General features: G+C 36.1%; 21 protein-coding genes, 1 pseudogene and 1 riboswitch. Of the genes and pseudogenes, 12 read left to right on the top strand and 10 right to left on the bottom strand.

Going from position 1 to position 17,297, the window contains the following annotated elements:
- From H8R24_RS08730 to H8R24_RS08710, 5 genes and pseudogenes are all read right to left on the bottom strand, one after another.
- Window positions 1-95: pseudogene (locus H8R24_RS08730) on the bottom strand (IS1595 family transposase); the annotation flags it as partial.
- Between the two features lie 43 nt (window positions 96-138).
- A complete protein-coding gene (locus H8R24_RS08725) occupies window positions 139-768 on the bottom strand; it encodes a GLPGLI family protein (RefSeq protein ID WP_187018119.1) in 630 nt (209 codons plus the stop codon).
- 135 nt (window positions 769-903) lie between these two features.
- Complete coding sequence (locus H8R24_RS08720; protein WP_187018120.1) at window positions 904-1,659, bottom strand: GLPGLI family protein; 756 nt, start codon at window positions 1,657-1,659, stop codon at window positions 904-906.
- A 66-nt stretch (window positions 1,660-1,725) separates the two neighbouring features.
- Window positions 1,726-2,070: a hypothetical protein gene (locus tag H8R24_RS08715; protein WP_187018121.1), complete on the bottom strand. Its 345-nt coding sequence runs from the start codon at window positions 2,068-2,070 to the stop codon at window positions 1,726-1,728.
- Window positions 2,071-2,087: 17 nt separating this feature from the next.
- A complete protein-coding gene (locus tag H8R24_RS08710) occupies window positions 2,088-2,420 on the bottom strand; it encodes a hypothetical protein (protein WP_187018122.1) in 333 nt (110 codons plus the stop codon).
- A 314-nt stretch (window positions 2,421-2,734) separates the two neighbouring features.
- Between H8R24_RS08710 and H8R24_RS08705 the strand changes: the two genes are divergently transcribed.
- From H8R24_RS08705 to H8R24_RS08660, 10 genes are all read left to right on the top strand, one after another.
- The gene (locus H8R24_RS08705) at window positions 2,735-3,382 is read left to right on the top strand and encodes a queuosine precursor transporter (RefSeq protein ID WP_187018185.1); all 648 of its coding nucleotides are present in this window, start codon (window positions 2,735-2,737) and stop codon (window positions 3,380-3,382) included.
- Window positions 3,375-3,947: a DNA-3-methyladenine glycosylase I gene (locus H8R24_RS08700; protein WP_187018123.1), complete on the top strand. Its 573-nt coding sequence runs from the start codon at window positions 3,375-3,377 to the stop codon at window positions 3,945-3,947. Before H8R24_RS08705 ends, H8R24_RS08700 begins: the two co-directional genes overlap by 8 nt.
- Window positions 3,948-4,060: 113 nt before the next feature.
- A riboswitch (TPP riboswitch) is annotated at window positions 4,061-4,157 on the top strand.
- A gap of 65 nt (window positions 4,158-4,222) precedes the next feature.
- The gene (gene thiS / locus H8R24_RS08695; protein WP_026709596.1) at window positions 4,223-4,429 is read left to right on the top strand and encodes a sulfur carrier protein ThiS; all 207 of its coding nucleotides are present in this window, start codon (window positions 4,223-4,225) and stop codon (window positions 4,427-4,429) included.
- A gap of 283 nt (window positions 4,430-4,712) precedes the next feature.
- Window positions 4,713-6,557 (top strand): phosphomethylpyrimidine synthase ThiC, encoded by a 1,845-nt coding sequence (gene thiC, locus H8R24_RS08690; protein ID WP_187018124.1) that lies wholly within the window; start codon window positions 4,713-4,715, stop codon window positions 6,555-6,557.
- 44 nt (window positions 6,558-6,601) lie between these two features.
- On the top strand, window positions 6,602-7,195 hold the full coding sequence (locus tag H8R24_RS08685; protein ID WP_187018125.1) for a thiamine phosphate synthase: 594 nt from the start codon (window positions 6,602-6,604) through the stop codon (window positions 7,193-7,195).
- On the top strand, window positions 7,168-7,923 hold the full coding sequence (locus H8R24_RS08680; RefSeq protein WP_187018126.1) for a hydroxymethylpyrimidine/phosphomethylpyrimidine kinase: 756 nt from the start codon (window positions 7,168-7,170) through the stop codon (window positions 7,921-7,923). The genes H8R24_RS08685 and H8R24_RS08680 overlap by 28 nt, the downstream gene beginning before the upstream one ends.
- A complete protein-coding gene (locus H8R24_RS08675) occupies window positions 7,916-8,554 on the top strand; it encodes a thiamine phosphate synthase (protein ID WP_187018127.1) in 639 nt (212 codons plus the stop codon). Before H8R24_RS08680 ends, H8R24_RS08675 begins: the two co-directional genes overlap by 8 nt.
- On the top strand, window positions 8,535-9,311 hold the full coding sequence (locus H8R24_RS08670) for a thiazole synthase (RefSeq protein WP_317172574.1): 777 nt from the start codon (window positions 8,535-8,537) through the stop codon (window positions 9,309-9,311). Before H8R24_RS08675 ends, H8R24_RS08670 begins: the two co-directional genes overlap by 20 nt.
- A gap of 129 nt (window positions 9,312-9,440) precedes the next feature.
- On the top strand, window positions 9,441-10,562 hold the full coding sequence (thiH, locus tag H8R24_RS08665; RefSeq protein ID WP_187018128.1) for a 2-iminoacetate synthase ThiH: 1,122 nt from the start codon (window positions 9,441-9,443) through the stop codon (window positions 10,560-10,562).
- Between the two features lie 333 nt (window positions 10,563-10,895).
- Window positions 10,896-11,606 (top strand): HesA/MoeB/ThiF family protein, encoded by a 711-nt coding sequence (locus H8R24_RS08660; RefSeq protein WP_187018129.1) that lies wholly within the window; start codon window positions 10,896-10,898, stop codon window positions 11,604-11,606.
- A gap of 395 nt (window positions 11,607-12,001) precedes the next feature.
- Here the strand turns inward: H8R24_RS08660 and aat are convergent, their stop codons facing one another.
- The gene (gene aat, locus H8R24_RS08655) at window positions 12,002-12,643 is read right to left on the bottom strand and encodes a leucyl/phenylalanyl-tRNA--protein transferase (RefSeq protein WP_187018130.1); all 642 of its coding nucleotides are present in this window, start codon (window positions 12,641-12,643) and stop codon (window positions 12,002-12,004) included.
- A 93-nt stretch (window positions 12,644-12,736) separates the two neighbouring features.
- Here aat and H8R24_RS08650 point away from each other — a divergent pair, with 93 nt between their 5' ends.
- Window positions 12,737-13,468 (top strand): phosphatase PAP2 family protein, encoded by a 732-nt coding sequence (locus H8R24_RS08650; protein WP_187018131.1) that lies wholly within the window; start codon window positions 12,737-12,739, stop codon window positions 13,466-13,468.
- 56 nt (window positions 13,469-13,524) lie between these two features.
- Here H8R24_RS08650 and H8R24_RS08645 read toward each other — a convergent pair whose 3' ends face one another.
- Both H8R24_RS08645 and H8R24_RS08640 read right to left on the bottom strand, forming a co-directional pair.
- On the bottom strand, window positions 13,525-13,899 hold the full coding sequence (locus tag H8R24_RS08645; RefSeq protein ID WP_187018132.1) for a DUF3127 domain-containing protein: 375 nt from the start codon (window positions 13,897-13,899) through the stop codon (window positions 13,525-13,527).
- 28 nt (window positions 13,900-13,927) lie between these two features.
- Window positions 13,928-14,803 (bottom strand): flavin reductase family protein, encoded by an 876-nt coding sequence (locus tag H8R24_RS08640; protein WP_187018187.1) that lies wholly within the window; start codon window positions 14,801-14,803, stop codon window positions 13,928-13,930.
- Between the two features lie 172 nt (window positions 14,804-14,975).
- Here H8R24_RS08640 and H8R24_RS08635 point away from each other — a divergent pair, with 172 nt between their 5' ends.
- Complete coding sequence (locus H8R24_RS08635) at window positions 14,976-16,127, top strand: sensor histidine kinase (RefSeq protein ID WP_187018133.1); 1,152 nt, start codon at window positions 14,976-14,978, stop codon at window positions 16,125-16,127.
- A gap of 101 nt (window positions 16,128-16,228) precedes the next feature.
- On the opposite strand, the gene H8R24_RS08630 is transcribed toward H8R24_RS08635, so the two are convergent.
- Window positions 16,229-16,618: an HIT family protein gene (locus H8R24_RS08630; RefSeq protein WP_187018134.1), complete on the bottom strand. Its 390-nt coding sequence runs from the start codon at window positions 16,616-16,618 to the stop codon at window positions 16,229-16,231.
- A gap of 42 nt (window positions 16,619-16,660) precedes the next feature.
- On the bottom strand, window positions 16,661-17,137 hold the full coding sequence (gene greA, locus H8R24_RS08625) for a transcription elongation factor GreA (protein ID WP_187018135.1): 477 nt from the start codon (window positions 17,135-17,137) through the stop codon (window positions 16,661-16,663).
- Window positions 17,138-17,297: the final 160 nt, after the last annotated feature.

The following is a 17,297-nucleotide window of genomic DNA, read 5'->3' as shown; positions in this document are numbered from 1 at the left end:
TTCCATTTTATTGAAGCTAAATATTCTAAACAAGTTAAATCTGTTTTGAAAGTGTCAAAAAAATCGATAATACTTTCCCCTTTGAATGATTCCATAATAAAATTCTTTCACGAAAGATAAGAATTTATCTTTACACCTCTATAATTTTTTATATGAAATTTGCTTAACCGCAGTATCAATTGGCACTACTACAGTCGGGTTATTCGAAAAAACAACAGACCTTGCTGCCCAATTATAGCGTTTTGTCTCATCGTAAATTTCCAAAATTAGTCCCGGTAAATTATTGAATTTCCATGGACCAAAATTCAATGGAGTATTCATGTCATACCAAGCAATAAAATTTCGACCTCTAAATTTCAATGTCGCTTTATTGCATAAAATATCTCCCACATTCTTTGTTTCCTCATAATTGATTTCCCACTTCAGCTCTGGAATGGTATCGTTAATTAAATAGGTTTCATTTTTTATGAACTCTGTATACTGAATAAGCTTTTTATCAGCAGTTGTTTTCATATACCGTTCCGCATTCTTACCGATCATAGTCATCACATCACCTTTCACGCTACTTCCTGACTCTAAACTGCTTGCCGTCAAAAAGAAAATCGCATTGTTCTCCTTTAGATTAATTTCTAAAATACCTTTCTTGGTATTAGGCAATTCGGTGTTGTAAAATACACTGTATTCAATTCTCGCAAAAGAATTGTTTGTGGATTGACAGGAAGCTATAGTAACCACTAATAAAAAAAGAAGAAATATAGAATTTCTCATTATTTCGGATATTTAAAAACTAATTAGTACTGCTCTGCTCCATTCCATTTCTCCATGTCATGATTCATCTAAATATTGTTTTAAAAAAAGCTAAACTGCATAATAATAATCAATACCCCTGAAGAATTTAAAAATCTATTTATAATTTTTTTCAATATTCGTCGATTCAGTATCATTAACCTGAATTGTTGTACCTCTAGGCAATTTTGTTTTTAATTTTTCTACAAAATCAGAGGTTATTTTTTCTTCATATTGTACAAATTCTTGAAATGTAATTTTTTTTCCCAACGTAGGCATTCCAATTTTTTGATTTTGTTCAAATATAATACTTGTGAGTTGGAATTTAACGCTTTTGTCCTCCGTCTCTATTTTAACAATCAAACCAGATAATCCGTGAAATTTCCAAGGTCCGAATTTTGTTGGCACTTCGTTAGTGTACCAAACATTATACACTCTACCTCTAAAATCTAAACTTGCAACATTGCAAGTAAATCCATTCATTAGGATCGTGCCTTTTTTTAATATCCAATCCATCTTTGGAAGACCCTCTGTCACCACTACTGCTACAAATTCATTATTTGTATAAATATGGTCTCTAAAGACTAGTTCATTGTTTGACAAATAATATTGTTGCCCTATACTATCTTTGCTTTCTTTTTCGAAAAATACATTTTCAAATTCATCGGCATACAAGGTATCCGCAAGTTTTTTACTCTCAAAAAACTCCGAATATGCAGCTTTTTCATTAACTCGTAATTCAACTAATTGCGTTTTTCCTGTATTTGTATTCTTAAAATCATAGGTTGCGAACACTTGAACCTGCTCTTGACTGGAACAAAAACTAGAAAAAAAGACAAAAGTTAAAACTGTAAAAATATTTTTACTTTTCATTGATTGTTCATTTGATTGATAAAAGACCTCAACATTTCAGTTGAGGCCCTAATAAATACACTTTATTTACATAGTAGCAAGACCAACTTTAACAGCCAATTTTAAAGTTTGACAACCACCCCAAGACACATCGTGAATGGTAACAACAACATCAACTTTAGTACCTTCAAAATTACCTTTAACTTTAACTTCACAATCATAAAGACCTTTACTATTCTCTGTGAAATTTAAAATTTTTAAGAGCTTAACGTCTAAAAGAAACGTTGCTAAATCGTCGCTAACCAAATTACTACATAAATCGTTTTTGGAAATAAATTCGTTTTGACCAACAACAGTCTCTCTAATCTTATTTGCCCCAAATGAGTAATACGTAGAAAAGAGCAGGATAAAAACTAATAGTATTTTTTTCATTTTCATAATTTTATAGATTATCTACTAGCAGCTACTTCTTCAAGAATCTTAACCGTATCTTTGATGCAACTACCCGAATCACTTGTAAAAGTAATATCAACATTTATAGGCTTTCCATTTATAGTACCTTTTATTGTAACATGACATTCTTTAAAATCATTTTTAAAAAAAATAGAAGTAACCGAACTACCGTTTTTGAAATTTGTTGCAATACTAGATGTTAATTGTTGAAATTCTTCAGAATTACAACTGATTTTAACACCTTCTCTCTTTGAGTCTAGATTCTCCCCTGCAAACGAAGTTAAAGAAAAAGCGACTACTAAAGCCGCACTTAAAAATAATTTTTTCATAATATTAAAAATAATTTGGTTAAATACTTACTGATTTTTCAGTAAGTGGCTTTGGACGTCCGAGAACAAATCAAAAAAAAAAAACAATATAACCTAATATTTATCGTACAAATTACAAGAAAAAGACAAGATTAACCCTAATAGCCTATAAACACTGGGATTTGTAAATACCTTAAAAACAATGATTTATTACAGAACGATATTAAAAACATCCAAATGCTATCAAAAATGATAATCTCTAAATCATTTCGATACAGCAATAATTTGGTTTTCAATAAAAAAATAAAAGACTAAATTTGAGTTTTACAATTTTTATGCTTCAATCCAAAAAAGAAACCGTTTATATTATTCTAGCCGGAATATTCATTACTAATGCTGTTGTAGCCGAGTTGATTGGTGGGAAATTAATTCAAGTTGGTCCTTACCTTATGAGCGTTGGCATCTTACCGTGGCCCATCGTATTTGTTACTACTGATTTAATTAATGAGTACTTTGGCGAACGAGGCGTTAAAAAGTTATCGGTAATAACCGCTTGCCTCATCGCCTATACCTTTGTAATTATCTATGCAGCGATGCAAATTCCAGCCGTTGCAGGCGACGGACTCGTATCTGACAACCAATTTAACGGTGTATTTGGTCAAAGTTTGTGGATTATTGTTGGGAGTATTACCGCCTTCATGGTCTCTCAACTAATCGATGTCACTATTTTTCATTTCCTAAAAAACAAAACGGGTAACAAAATGATCTGGTTGCGCAGTACGGGATCGACCGTGATCTCACAATTATTTGATAGCTTTATAGTTTTAGGTATCGCTTTTTGGATGACGGGCAAAATGACGACAGAGGTTTTTATAGCATCTGCATTTACGGGTTATTTTGTAAAACTTATCATTGCCATCGCCTTGACTCCTTTAATTTATTTGGGTCATTCTATAATCGAAAAATACTTGCGCAATGAATAATATCCAAAACGAAAAACAAAGATGTGGCTGGTGTTTATCTAGCGAACTTTACAAAAACTACCATGATCAAGAATGGGGAACGCCCGTTTATGACGATGCTACATTATTTGAATTTTTATTACTCGAAACTTTTCAAGCAGGCTTGAGTTGGATTACTATTCTCAATAAAAGAGAAAATTTTCGTACTGCCTTTGACCAATTTGATTACAAAAAAATCGCGCAATACAACGATGACAAAATCTTAGACTTGTTACAAGATGCTGGTATAATTCGCAACAAACTCAAAGTATATTCGGCTGTAACCAACGCGCAAAATTTCATCAAAATCCAAGAAGAATTTGGTTCCTTCTCCAAATATATTTGGGAATTAACAGATGGAAAACCACTCATGAACAACCCAAAAACGCTAAAAGACGTCCCTGCTACTACCCCACTTTCTGATAAAATTAGCAAAGATTTAAAAAAAAGAGGCTTTAAATTTGTCGGTTCTACGGTCATGTATGCTTTTATGCAAGCCACAGGAATTGTCAATGATCACGTGGAAAACTGCTGGAAAAAAAGCTGATATCCACATGCTATTCTTTAGTTAAGATTTGATGATTTCACAAAAATTACTATTTGATGACAAAAATTTAACTTGAAAAAAAAATCTTCAAACTAAAAAAAAACTACATTTGTTTCACACTTTAGGGGTGTCTACAACTTTGTAGGCTGAGAATTACCCTCTGAACCTGATCTAGTTCATACTAGCGTAGGGAAAAGTACGATGACTTCCATGGTCCCTTTTTTGGGGCAATTTGTAGCCATTCCTAAAGTATAATTATACTAAATTCAAAAGGAATGGAACTAAAAATCAACAACGAAAACAAACATTTTGCCAGCAGTAACCTAACTGTTCAGGCACTTCTTGACTTAGAAATTCCCGAAAAACAAAAAGGAATCGCTATAGCCATCAACGACACCGTAATTCCAAAATCCAATTGGAATTCCCATCCCCTAAAAGAAACCGATACTGTTTTAATTATTTCCGCAACCCAAGGAGGCTAATTGGCTGCTCGGGCGGGCTCATATCTTTGCAAGTCCGCAGTCGAAAAACCAGAAAAACACAGTCGCAGCAATTGCTTCCTTAGGTCGCTTTCCTGCTCCTTGTTTTCTACGGTTTTCTCCTTTACGGGCTTTCCTCTACTATTCCTAGCAGAAAAGAACATATAAAACAGAGGAAAGAGCAAAGACTAAACTCGAATAAACAAAAACATAACACTATACCCTCAATCCTTCCCCCTCCTTCGGAGGGGGTTAGGGGGAGGAAAACCTTTAATACATATAAAAAATGACAAACGAAGAAAAAATATCAAGAACCCCATTTCCAAACTCAAAAAAAGTATACATCGATGGTGACATCCACCCGATAAAAGTGGCGATGCGCGAAATCACATTGGCCGACACAAAAATGTCAAATGGCCGCATCGAAAAAAATCCGCCAATTACTATTTACGATACTTCGGGACCGTTCACTGATCCCAATATCGAAATCGACATTCGCAAAGGATTGCCTCGCATTCGCGAACAATGGATTTTAGATCGCAATGACGTAGAAGAACTTACAGAAATCAGTTCTGATTACGGTAAACAAAGGCTACATGACGAAAAATTAAACCACCTTCGTTTTGAATATTTACACAAACCGATGCGTGCTAAAAAAGGAGCTAACGTTTCCCAATTGTATTACGCTAAGCAAGGTATCATCACTCCAGAAATGGAATACATCGCCATTAGAGAGAACCAAAAATACCAACAATTAGAAACGCAAACTGCAGCGATGAAATGCCAACACAAAGGCGACAGCTGGGGTGCGAACACTCCCTCCCCTTCGGGGAGGGCTGGGGTGGGGCCAATCACACCAGAATTTGTTCGCTCAGAAGTTGCTCGTGGACGCGCCATCATCCCGAACAACATCAACCATCCAGAGAGTGAACCGATGATTGTAGGACGTAATTTCTTGGTTAAAATTAATGCCAACATTGGGAATAGCGCTGTTACCTCAACCATTGAAGAAGAAGTTGAAAAAGCAGTTTGGGCGTGCCGTTGGGGAGCAGATACGATTATGGATCTATCAACCGGAAAAAACATTCACGAAACTAGAGAATGGATCATCCGTAATTCTCCTGTGCCTATTGGAACAGTGCCTATTTACCAAGCTTTGGAAAAAGTAAACGGAATTGCCGAAGATTTAACTTGGGAAGTTTTTCGTGATACTTTAATTGAACAAGCAGAACAAGGGGTTTCTTATTTCACTATTCATGCTGGAGTACTATTGCGTTACATTCACCTAACTGCTGAGCGTGTTACAGGAATTGTTTCTCGTGGCGGTTCTATCATGGCTAAATGGTGTTTATTCCACCATAAAGAAAACTTTTTGTACACGCATTTCGAAGACATTTGCGAAATCATGAAGCAATATGATGTTGCTTTCTCACTTGGTGATGGCTTGCGTCCAGGTTCTATTGCAGATGCTAATGACGCCGCACAATTTGCCGAATTAGAAACTTTAGGTGAGCTATCTAAAATTGCTTGGAAACACGATGTTCAAGTATTTATTGAAGGTCCTGGTCACGTTCCCATGCACATGATTAAAGAAAATATGGAGAAACAATTAGAACATTGTGACGAAGCTCCGTTTTATACTCTTGGCCCGTTAACGACTGATATTGCGCCAGGTTATGATCACATCACTTCGGCTATTGGAGCGGCGATGATTGGTTGGTACGGCTGTGCGATGTTGTGTTATGTTACACCAAAAGAACACCTAGGTTTACCCAATAAAAAAGACGTAAAAGATGGTGTGATCACGTATAAAATTGCTGCTCATGCTGCTGATTTAGCTAAGGGTCATCCTGGTTCTCAATACCGTGACAATGCTTTAAGCAAAGCTAGATTTGAATTCCGTTGGGAAGATCAATTTAATTTATCATTAGATCCTGATACAGCAAGAGAATTTCACGATGAAACGCTTCCTGCTGAAGGTGCCAAAGTTGCACACTTTTGTTCGATGTGCGGACCTAAATTCTGTTCCATGAAAATATCACAAGAAATCCGTGACGTTGCCGAAGCCGAAAAAGGAATGGCAGCAAAATCAGAGGAATTTATCGAACAAGGGAAAGAGATTTATAGTTAAGCCCCCTAACCCCCGAAGGGGGAACTCTAATTTTACTTAAAAAAATGATCGTCATCACAAATCCAATTGCTATCTCAAATGAAATCAACACCATTCACGCTCTTTTTGAGTGTGGATTGGAGTTGCTTCATGTACGGAAACCTGATTTTTCAAAGGAAGACATGGAACTGTTTTTATCGAAAATTAAACTCGAATATCGATCGCAATTGGTTTTGCATCAACAGCATCAATTAGCACAGGATTTTGGTATCAACCGCATTCATTTTACTGAAAACGCAAGAGCAACTTTGGACTTGGAATCAACAAATAGTCGAGATGATATTGTCAAATCGACTTCGACACATACCATGGCTGATTTTAATAAACTAGACTATTGTTTTGAATACGCATTTTTAAGTCCGATACATCAAAGTATTTCTAAACCCAATTATAAATCTGATTTGGATGCTGAAAAAGCAATTGCCGAACGCACCAATTTTAAAACGAGACTAGTCGCTTTAGGTGGAATTTCAGCCCAAAATATCGAAAAAACATTTCAGTTTGGTTTTGATGATGTCGCATTATTAGGAAATATTTGGAATACTAATCAACCCATACAAAATTTTAAATTATGTCAAAAAATCGCCCGTTTGTATTGAGCATTGCTGGTTTTGATCCATCCGGAGGTGCAGGAATTTTAGCTGACAGTAAAACATTCGAACAGCATGAAGTTTATGGCTTAGCTATCAACACAGCAAACACAATCCAGACCGAAAACAATTTCTATGAAATAGAATGGACTTCATTAGAATTCACAACACGTTCCATAGAAAAGCTTTTTAATACTTATGAAATCAAGGCAGTTAAGATTGGCATTGTTCCTTCATTATTTTATTTAGGAACCATTGTTACACTCATTAAGCAACTGTCTGCAACAACTCAAATTGTATGGGATACCGTTGTGAAATCTTCGACTACATTTGATTTTTTAGAAATTAAAAACTACGAATCTTTACAACTTATTTTAAGCGAAATAGATCTAATCACGCCCAATTACAATGAGATTGTAAAGCTATCTAAAGAAGAAACACATCCTGAATCTATAGCCGAAACACTATCAGAACATTGTACTGTTTTGTTAAAAGGTGGTCACAATCCCAATGAACCTGGAGTTGATTATTTGTATACCAAAGATCACTTTTTTAGACTTGAACCACATCACAGCGAAATATATGAAAAACACGGTTCGGGTTGCGTCTTATCCTCGGCAATTACGGCTAATCTTAGCAAAGAACAAGACGTTTTGAATGCTTGTAAAAACGCCAAAATTTATATCGAAAATTACCTATTGTCAAACCATACCAAACTAGGATATCATTATGTTTAACAAACTACAATACATCTCGCAAGGAAACACGGTCGAGGAACAAACTAGAAATATCCATCAAGCATTAGACGGCGGTTGCAAATGGATTCAGCTTCGTTTTAAAAACCATTCAGCTGACGTCACTTTTGCTTTGGCGGAAGCCGCAAAGATTTTATGCGAAGAGTATCTGGCGAATTTCATCATCAACGATAATGTTTATCTCGCCCAACAGATTGCAGCAGATGGCGTCCACCTAGGATTAACCGATATGTCAATCAAAGAAGCGCGAAGCATTTTAGGAGACACAAGAATCATTGGAGCAACTGCAAACACTTTTGAAAATATTCAAAACCACATACAAAATGGTTGCGATTATATAGGATTAGGTCCGTTCCGATTCACAACTACAAAGGAAAACTTGAGTCCGATTTTAGGTCTCGAAGGCTACCAAACTATCTTGAATGAGATGAAGAAACAAGGGCTTACAATTCCAGTATATGCGATTGGCGGAATTGGCTTAAACGACATTCCTGCATTAATGGAAACCGGTATCCATGGCATTGCGGTTTCGGGTTTGATTACACAATCAGAAAACAAGAAAAAGACAATCAAACAACTTAAAAACGACCTTTATGGAACCATCATTGTTTAAAATAGGTGACAAAATATTAGAATCCCGCTTGTTTTTAGGAACGGGAAAATTTGGTTCGAACGCCCAAATGGAAGAAGCCATTCTAGCCTCAGCGAGTGAGTTGGTCACCGTAGCTTTAAAACGAATCGATTTGGAAACAGAAACAGATGCCATTTTGAAACATTTACAGCATTCGCACATTAATCTATTGCCCAATACATCTGGAGCTAGAAACGCTAAAGAAGCTATTTTTGCTGCTCAACTTGCCAGAGAAGCATTAGAAACCAACTGGCTAAAATTAGAAATTCACCCCGATCCTAAATACTTGATGCCAGATGCTATCGAGACATTGAGAGCTACAGAAGAATTAGCTAAACTAGGTTTTATTGTGTTGCCGTACATTCATGCTGACCCTGTTTTGTGCAAGCGACTAGAAGATGCTGGGACCGCGGCTGTGATGCCATTAGGATCGCCAATCGGCAGTAATAAAGGACTTAAGACAATCGATTTTCTCGAAATTATTATCGAACAATCAAAAGTTCCCGTAATTATCGACGCCGGGATTGGTGCACCTTCAGATGCTGCAAAAGCCATGGAATTAGGCGCTGATGCAGTTTTAGTAAATACTGCTATTGCAGTCGCAGGAAATCCTAAATTAATGGCGGAAGCTTTTAAGGAAGCAGTTATTGCTGGTAGAAAAGCATACGAAGCTAGATTAGGGCAACAATATAAGCATGCTGTAGCATCGAGTCCGTTGACGTCGTTTTTAAATATTTAACCACAAAGTTCGCAAGGTTTTATCGCAAAGTTCACTAAGCTTTGTGAACTTTTTTCAAACAAAATAAAAGCCATAACCTAGCGACCTTTGTGAAACTCTTAGTGCCCTTTGTGGTCAAAAAACAAACTAATGACAACATTCAAATCTACTTTCGAAAAATACAATTGGGACGAAATCCAATCTAAAATTTATGCCAGTACTTCAAAACAAGTGGAGCAAGCGTTAGTCAAATCTAAAAGGGATTTAGATGATTTTTTAGCTTTGATTTCGCCAGCAGCGCAACCTTACTTAGAGGAAATGGCGCAGCTCACACATGAGCTGACAAAAAAACGTTTTGGAAAAACCATCCAAATGTATGCTCCTTTGTATGTGAGTAACGAATGCCAAAACATTTGTACCTATTGTGGTTTTAGTCTCGATAATAAAATCAAGCGAAAAACATTAATGGACTTTGAGATTAAATTAGAAGTCGCTGCGCTTAAAGAAGCGGGGTTTGATCATGTTTTATTAGTCGCTGGTGAGGCAAACTATACCGTAAATATCAATTACTTTTTGAACGCCATTGATGTGATTAAAGATCAATTCTCCATTATTTCGATTGAGGTGCAACCTTTGTCCCAAGAAGAATATGAACGTTTGCATAAAGCTGGTGTATATTCGGTGTTAGTGTATCAAGAAACGTATCATCAGGATGTGTATAAAAAGTATCACACCAAGGGTAAGAAATCCAACTTTGATTTTAGACTAGATACTCCAGACCGCATTGGGAAAGCGGGGATACACAAAATAGGATTGGGAGTATTATTAGGTCTTGAGGACTGGCGCACAGATAGTTTTTTTAACGCTTTGCATCTGGATTATTTACAGAAAACCTATTGGCAAACAAAGTACTCCGTTTCATTTCCTAGGTTGCGTCCAGCTGAAGGAACGGTTCCTCCTAATTTTATCATGGACGATCGCGATTTGACACAGTTGATTTGTGCTTATCGTTTATGGAATGAAGACTTGGAAATTTCGATTTCGACACGCGAGAATGAAAACTTTAGAAACAACATTATCCCAATTGGAACCACTAGCATGAGCGCTGGTTCTAAAACGAATCCTGGGGGCTATGTAGTCGATCCGCAATCTTTGGAACAGTTTGAAATAAGTGACGAACGGTCCGCTCTAGAAATTGCAACTTTAATTTCGAATAGCGGTTACGAACCCGTTTGGAAAGATTGGGCTAAAAGTTTTAATCGAATGTCATAAAGACGAATGTCAAAAGTCATGAGAGCGCTTTATTATTGCATAATCACGATGCTATATTACGTTGACTTTTGACTTTTATACACAAATAAAAAGGCATTGCGGTAACGAAAGTTCTCGACTTCGCTCGAACTGACAATAACTTTGCTATTACCTAATTACTTTTCACTTTTAACGAATCACTAATTTCTATTCACTTCTCACTAACAACTACTCACTTTACATAAAATAAATTTCAGCTTAACAAGAGTTCTCGACTTCGCTCGAACTGACAACAACATTAGTGTTAACTTTTCACTATTCACTTCTCACTAACAACTATTCACTTAAAAAAAAATGAGCATTATACAAGATTTTTTACGTTACAACCGCCAAGTGATGTTACCCGAAGTTGGTGACGCTGGGCAAGCCAAGATTAAAAAAGCCAAAGTTTTAGTTATTGGCGCGGGGGGTTTGGGTTGTCCTATTCTCCAGTACCTCGCCACAGCGGGTGTTGGCACTATTGGTATCGTTGATTTTGATACTATCGAAATTCACAATCTGCACCGTCAGATTTTATATACCGAAGACCAAGTGGGACTATCGAAAGCTGAAACTGCCAAAGCGACTTTGCACAAACTAAACCCTTTGATTGAAGTGATTGCGATACCTGAAAAAGTTACAAAGGAAAACGCTGTTACTATTTTAAAGAATTACGATATTATAGTAGATGGTTCTGATAATTTTGCTACTCGCTATCTAGTCAACGACACTTGTGTGAGTCTCGATAAAACATTAATTTATGGAAGTATTTTAGGTTTTGAAGGGCAAGTTGCTGTTTTTAATCATCGAAAAAGTAAAAACCTGAGAGACTTGTTTCCGGATTCGCCCGATCCAAAAGATGTGCCCAATTGTAGCATGAATGGTGTTCTAGGAACCTTGCCTGGAATGATTGGGACTATGATGGCACATGAAACGTTGAAAGTGATATTAGAATTGCCCTGTTTAAGGAATGAGTTGGTTTTGTTTAGTACATTGAACTGGCAATTTACTAAGTTGAAGTTTTAAGAAAGTCTAAAAGTTTGAAAGTCTAAAGTCGTAAAATTGAATTCGATTGTGTACCTATTGCATGCGGATGACACGGATTTTAGTTTAGTCTTAAGGTTTGAAAGTCAAAAGTCTTAAAGGAATTCGATTATAGGTTATAGCACGCAGATTAGAAAGATTTAAAAAAACGAGTTTTATACTTATACACATATTGATGCATTTGATTGTATACTATGTCAATTATTACGAATCTCCTTCGAGATACGGATTGTGTTTTGCCCCAGATGGGAGTGGAAAGCCCGGAGGGAAAAAACTATTTTTTCTAGGAATAAAAGAGCGACCGCAGGAAGCTCCTTTTATGACTTTAGAAAAAAAGGTTTTGAGGGAGGACTTGCAGCGGACAGCTGGATTAGGCTCTAATTATTATTTTTGAGAATCGAAATGAAATCTTTGCGTGCTATTTCGCGGCAACCTAGACTTTCTAAATGTTCGTTGTAGACTTGGCAGTCTAAGAGTTTGTAATTTTCTTTTTGCAAATGACGCACTAAGCTGATAAAAGCGATTTTACTTGCGTTAGAGACTTTAGAAAACATGCTTTCGCCACAAAAAATATGACCTAAATCGATGCCGTATAATCCGCCTACGATTTGGCCCTCTTGCCATACCTCAACAGACTTTGCGATTCCTAATTCATGTAAATTGCAATAGGCTTCGATCATGTCATTAGTAATCCAAGTTCCCTTTTGACCGTCGCGTTTTATTTGCTGGCAGTTAGAAATTACTTCTCTAAAATTTTGATTGAAAGTGACTGTAAATGTATCTCGATTGAGGACGTTTCGCATGCTTTTTGTCACGACCAATTCGTCTAAAAATAAAACCATACGGGGATCAGGTGACCACCAAGTGATGGGTTCGCCATCTTCAAACCACGGAAAAATGCCGTTTTTATAAGCTAATTGCAGTCGTTGAGCCGATAAATCTCCGCCTAGCGCAATAATTCCCGAGGAATGCGTTAATGTAACGTCTGGAAAAAATAAATCTTGAGATAAATAATACATAAATTTTGAACTATTATTAGAATCTAATGTCTTAATTTTGATCCAACTACTGCGGTTACAAACTGCCAAATTGAATTTTAAAACAATACCATAATGAAAAAAATTGCCGTTTCGCTTCTTTTATTCCTAATGATAACGCAAATGTATGGACAAAAAGCGGATAGTTTATTGGTGTCGAAAAAACTTAGCTATAAGTCTTTTATAATTCCGGCAGCATTTGTAGCCAGTGGTGCTCTTTTGTTGAACTCGGAACTCAATGGCGATATTCAAACAAAATCGGGGCAAATTTTTGGCACGGGATTTAGATCCAGTGCCGATGATATTTTTCCGTTTGTTCCTATTACTCAAATTTATTTAGGAAAATCACTGGGGTTTGCACCCAAAACAAATTATAGAAATCAAACGGTGAATATTATTGTTGCCAATACTGCTACTGTAGTTGTGGTAGAGATTGCCAAGAGAATTGCAAAAAGAGAACGCCCGGACCTGTCAGACAATATGAGTTTTCCATCGGGACACTCGGCTGTTGCTTTTACGAATGCTACTTTGTTGTATTATGAGTATAAAGACGCTAATTTTTGGTATGCCAGTAGCGGCTTTTTATTTGCAGGTGCAACTGCGGCTTTTAGAATTGCAAATAACAAACATTTTGCGTCGGATGTACTTGTTGGCGCAGGAATAGGAACTGCTTCCGGAATTATCTTCTCGCATTTGAGTCCGTTAAAATCTTTTAGAGTTTCTAAAAAATCCAAAACCACTGCTTTTGTTTATCCACAGCTGGGCAGTCAAATAGGACTTGGTGCGATTATAAACCCTGATTTTTAGGCCTAAAAAAAGCCTTGAAAATCTTCAAGGCTCTTAGTATATATTCTTTTCTTGTATTAAAAAGGCAAATCGTCTGGTTCGTCTTCATTTAAGTTTGTTGCTGGAGCAAATGCTTGTGCAGCTGGCATAGGTGGAGTACCTGCTGGAGCTTGTTCAACACCTGCTTTTTCAATTCTCCAACCTTGGATACTATTAAAATATCTTGTTTCTCCTTGTGGATTAACCCACTCTCTACCTCTTAAATTGATTGAAACTTTTACTGGCTCACCAATTGCATAACTGTTTAACAAATCACATTTGTCTTGAGTAAACTCAATCATAATGTGCTGTGGGTACTGCTCGTCGGTAGTAACAACAAGTTCTCTCTTTTTAAATGAGGCGCTCACTTGTTGCTCTGGATTAACAACTTTAATTTTTCCTGTAACTTCCATCTTCCTTTATTTTAATTGTTATATATGATTATTTTTTTGCAAGTAGTACTTTCCATGCCGAAAGAACATCCCCTTCATCCAAGTACCTTTTAGCTTCTAGATGCACTTTTTGTTGGTCATCTGAACTTAAAACTGCTTTTACCGAAAATTTTTGGTCTACAAATATACTAACTTCTTCTGGTGTAGGCAAGGCTTCTATATTACCTAATTTACCTAAATCGTTTCCATCAAAAACGCTACTCTCCATAATATGACTTGGAATAGCATCTACACCAATTCCTAGCGTTGACAAAGGTTTAGGCACTTCAAACAAACCTTGATTTGACCTTGAATACCAATTGCCTCCTAGTCTGGAAACTAGGTCAATTTTATGTTGATCAATAGCTCCGTTTTCATCCAAAACAGCTTCATCAATATGGATTTTTAACACTTCGCATAATACTAAATTCCCTGCACCCCCTTCAGTACCTAATGCGATAATTTGTGTTACTTTGCACTCAAATTGTACTGGAGATTCTTTTACTCTAAAGGGTTTTACCACCTCTGAAGGCAGTGCTGTAAATCCCGCTTTCAAAAATTCATTGACACCATCAGCATATTCAGTACTGGCAAGAGAGGTTTGTTGCACCATATCAAAGTTGACTACGTTAATCACCACTTCCTTTGTAGCCTCGCAATTAATTAAGGTATGTTTAATTGAATTGTCGCGTACTCGCCTTGCTGGCGAAAAAACTAAAATAGGCGGATTAGCACTAAACACATTAAAAAAACTAAAAGGTGATAAATTGGGCGTACCATTTTCATCAACTGTACTGGCAAAAGCAATAGGCCTTGGGCCTACAGAACCTTGTAAATACCCTTGTAATTTAGCTGTTTCAATAGTCTTTGCATCAATCGTTATCATAATTCTTGAGTCGTTTATTGGAGTTGTTTTACAAAAGTACACAAATCGTTTAAGTTTAGTATGACTCAAACTCATTTAATCCTAAATGTTTATTAGACCTGAAAAAACTTTCTATTAGTACTAAAACATTCCTATAGATATTTCGTTATATTTATACCACAAAATAACATTTATGCAGTTTTCTGAAAGAAGAAATACCAGTCGATGGATTATCATTTTTGCTTCCTTTTTTATTATCTCCCTGATTCTTTGGAACACCTATACTTTTTTTCAAATTTTTAAAAATGAAGAACGTCTAAAGATGAATCTATGGGCCGATGCACAAAAAACCCTCATCAATGCCGATGAAAATACTGATGTTACCTTGCCTCTTCAAATTTTTAGCAACAATACTTCAATCCCAATCATTTTAACCGAAAACGACAGCATCATCAATACCGTTAATATTGAAGAAGACATTATCAAAGATGCCGATCAGTCTGCTGTTTTCTTGCACAACTTGAAAAATGAAAACGAACCTATTGTGATCAAATACGGCCCAGGTAAATTTCAAAAATTATATTACGGCAACTCTGCCTTACTCAATAAACTCAAATATTACCCTGTTGCCTTATTACTGATCATTGTATTATTTGCTGCGGTAGTTTATTACTTTTATCGAAGTACCAAAATTGCCACTCAAAACAAACTCTGGGCGGGAATGGCCAAAGAAACAGCGCATCAAATAGGAACTCCGCTCACCTCATTAATAGGATGGGTCGAAATCTTGAAAGCAGATGAAGTTGCGGAATCGATCACGACTGAAATTGAAAAAGACATCGAACGCTTGCAAACGATAACGGATCGTTTTTCGAAAATAGGTTCGGAACCCGTGCTTGAAAACAAAGATATTATTGAAGAGACTCATCAATCTTACAATTACTTACAATCCCGTTTCTCTAAACAAATTGAGTTTAGCTTTGAAGCGCCACAAACCCCCATTTATGTAATGCTAAACCCTAGTTTACACAGTTGGACCATCGAAAACTTAGTTAAAAACGCTATTGATGCTATGAAAGGACGCGGGAAATTGTCCTTGAAAATGGAAATTGAAAACGACTTTGTAAAAATAAACGTCACCGATACTGGAAATGGAATATCAAAACAACAGTACAAAACCATTTTTGAACCTGGTTTTACTACTAAAAAAAGAGGTTGGGGACTGGGACTTTCTTTAACAAAAAGAATTGTTGAAGAGTACCACAAAGGCAAAATTAAAGTACTAACTTCTGAAATAGGAAAAGGAACGACGATGCAAATTACCTTAAAGAAAAGTAACGCATGATACTATTTTATTCTTTTTTACAAAAAGTAAACGCCTCAAATCTACAGATAGATTTGAGGCGTTTACCCACTTTATAAGGCCAATATTTTTTATAAAAACCGTTATAAATTGGCCTGAATACTTTGCGCCAAGGCTACAAATTCTTCTTTAGTTAAACTCACTTTATTTTGAAAACGCATTTCGTCCATCTCATTCAAAGGAATCAGGTGCACATGTGCATGTGGTACTTCAAGTCCTACAACAGCCATACCTACTCTTTTACATGGCACTGTTTTTTCAAGGGCTATAGCTACTTTTCTAGAAAAATGCATTAACCCTAAATAATGTGCTTCTTCCATATCAAAGATTTTATCCACTTCAAATTTTGGAATACAAAGCGTATGCCCTTTGGCATTAGGATTCACATCTAGAAAAGCCAAATAATTATCGTCTTCGGTAATTTTATAACAAGGAATTTCTCCGTTTACAATTTTGGTAAATATGCTACTCATCTTTTGGATTATTTGAAATTAATACACCTACAAAAACAGTGATTAGTCACGTGAAATTTCTAAAATTTCAAATTTCAATACACCATTAGGCACCGTGATTTCGGCAACTTGACCTACTGATTTCCCTAGTAAACCTTTCCCAATAGGAGACGTTACAGAGATTTTTCCTGTTTTCAAGTCGGCTTCACTTTCAGCTACTAATGTATAGTTCATTTCCATACCATTCGCTTGGTTTTTAATTTTTACTTTAGATAAAACTAAAACCTTTGAAAGGTCTAAATTGGATTCGTCAATTAATCTAGCATTTGAATGTACTTCTTCCAGTTTAGCAATTCTCATTTCTAACATTCCTTGCGCCTCTTTGGCAGCATCATATTCTGCATTTTCAGACAAATCCCCTTTGTCTCTTGCTTCAGCAATATCAGCTGACGCTTTTGGACGCATGACACTTTTCAAGTAATCTAACTCTTCTCTTAATTTTTTTAATCCTTCTGCAGTATAATAAGATATTGCGCTCATAATTGGGTCGTTTATATAAATAGAAAAAATCCCATCAGGACGGGATTTCTTTCCACAAAGATAGTATTATTTTTTTAGTATATAATTATATGTTAATCATATCTAATTCAAAGTTAAATAATTTAAATTTGTTTCACTAATACTTTTAACAAATTCTGAT

The organism is Flavobacterium muglaense, from assembly GCF_014305155.1.
In the GTDB taxonomy this organism is placed as follows: domain Bacteria; phylum Bacteroidota; class Bacteroidia; order Flavobacteriales; family Flavobacteriaceae; genus Flavobacterium; species Flavobacterium muglaense.
This window is presented reverse-complemented; position numbering and strand designations above follow the sequence as displayed.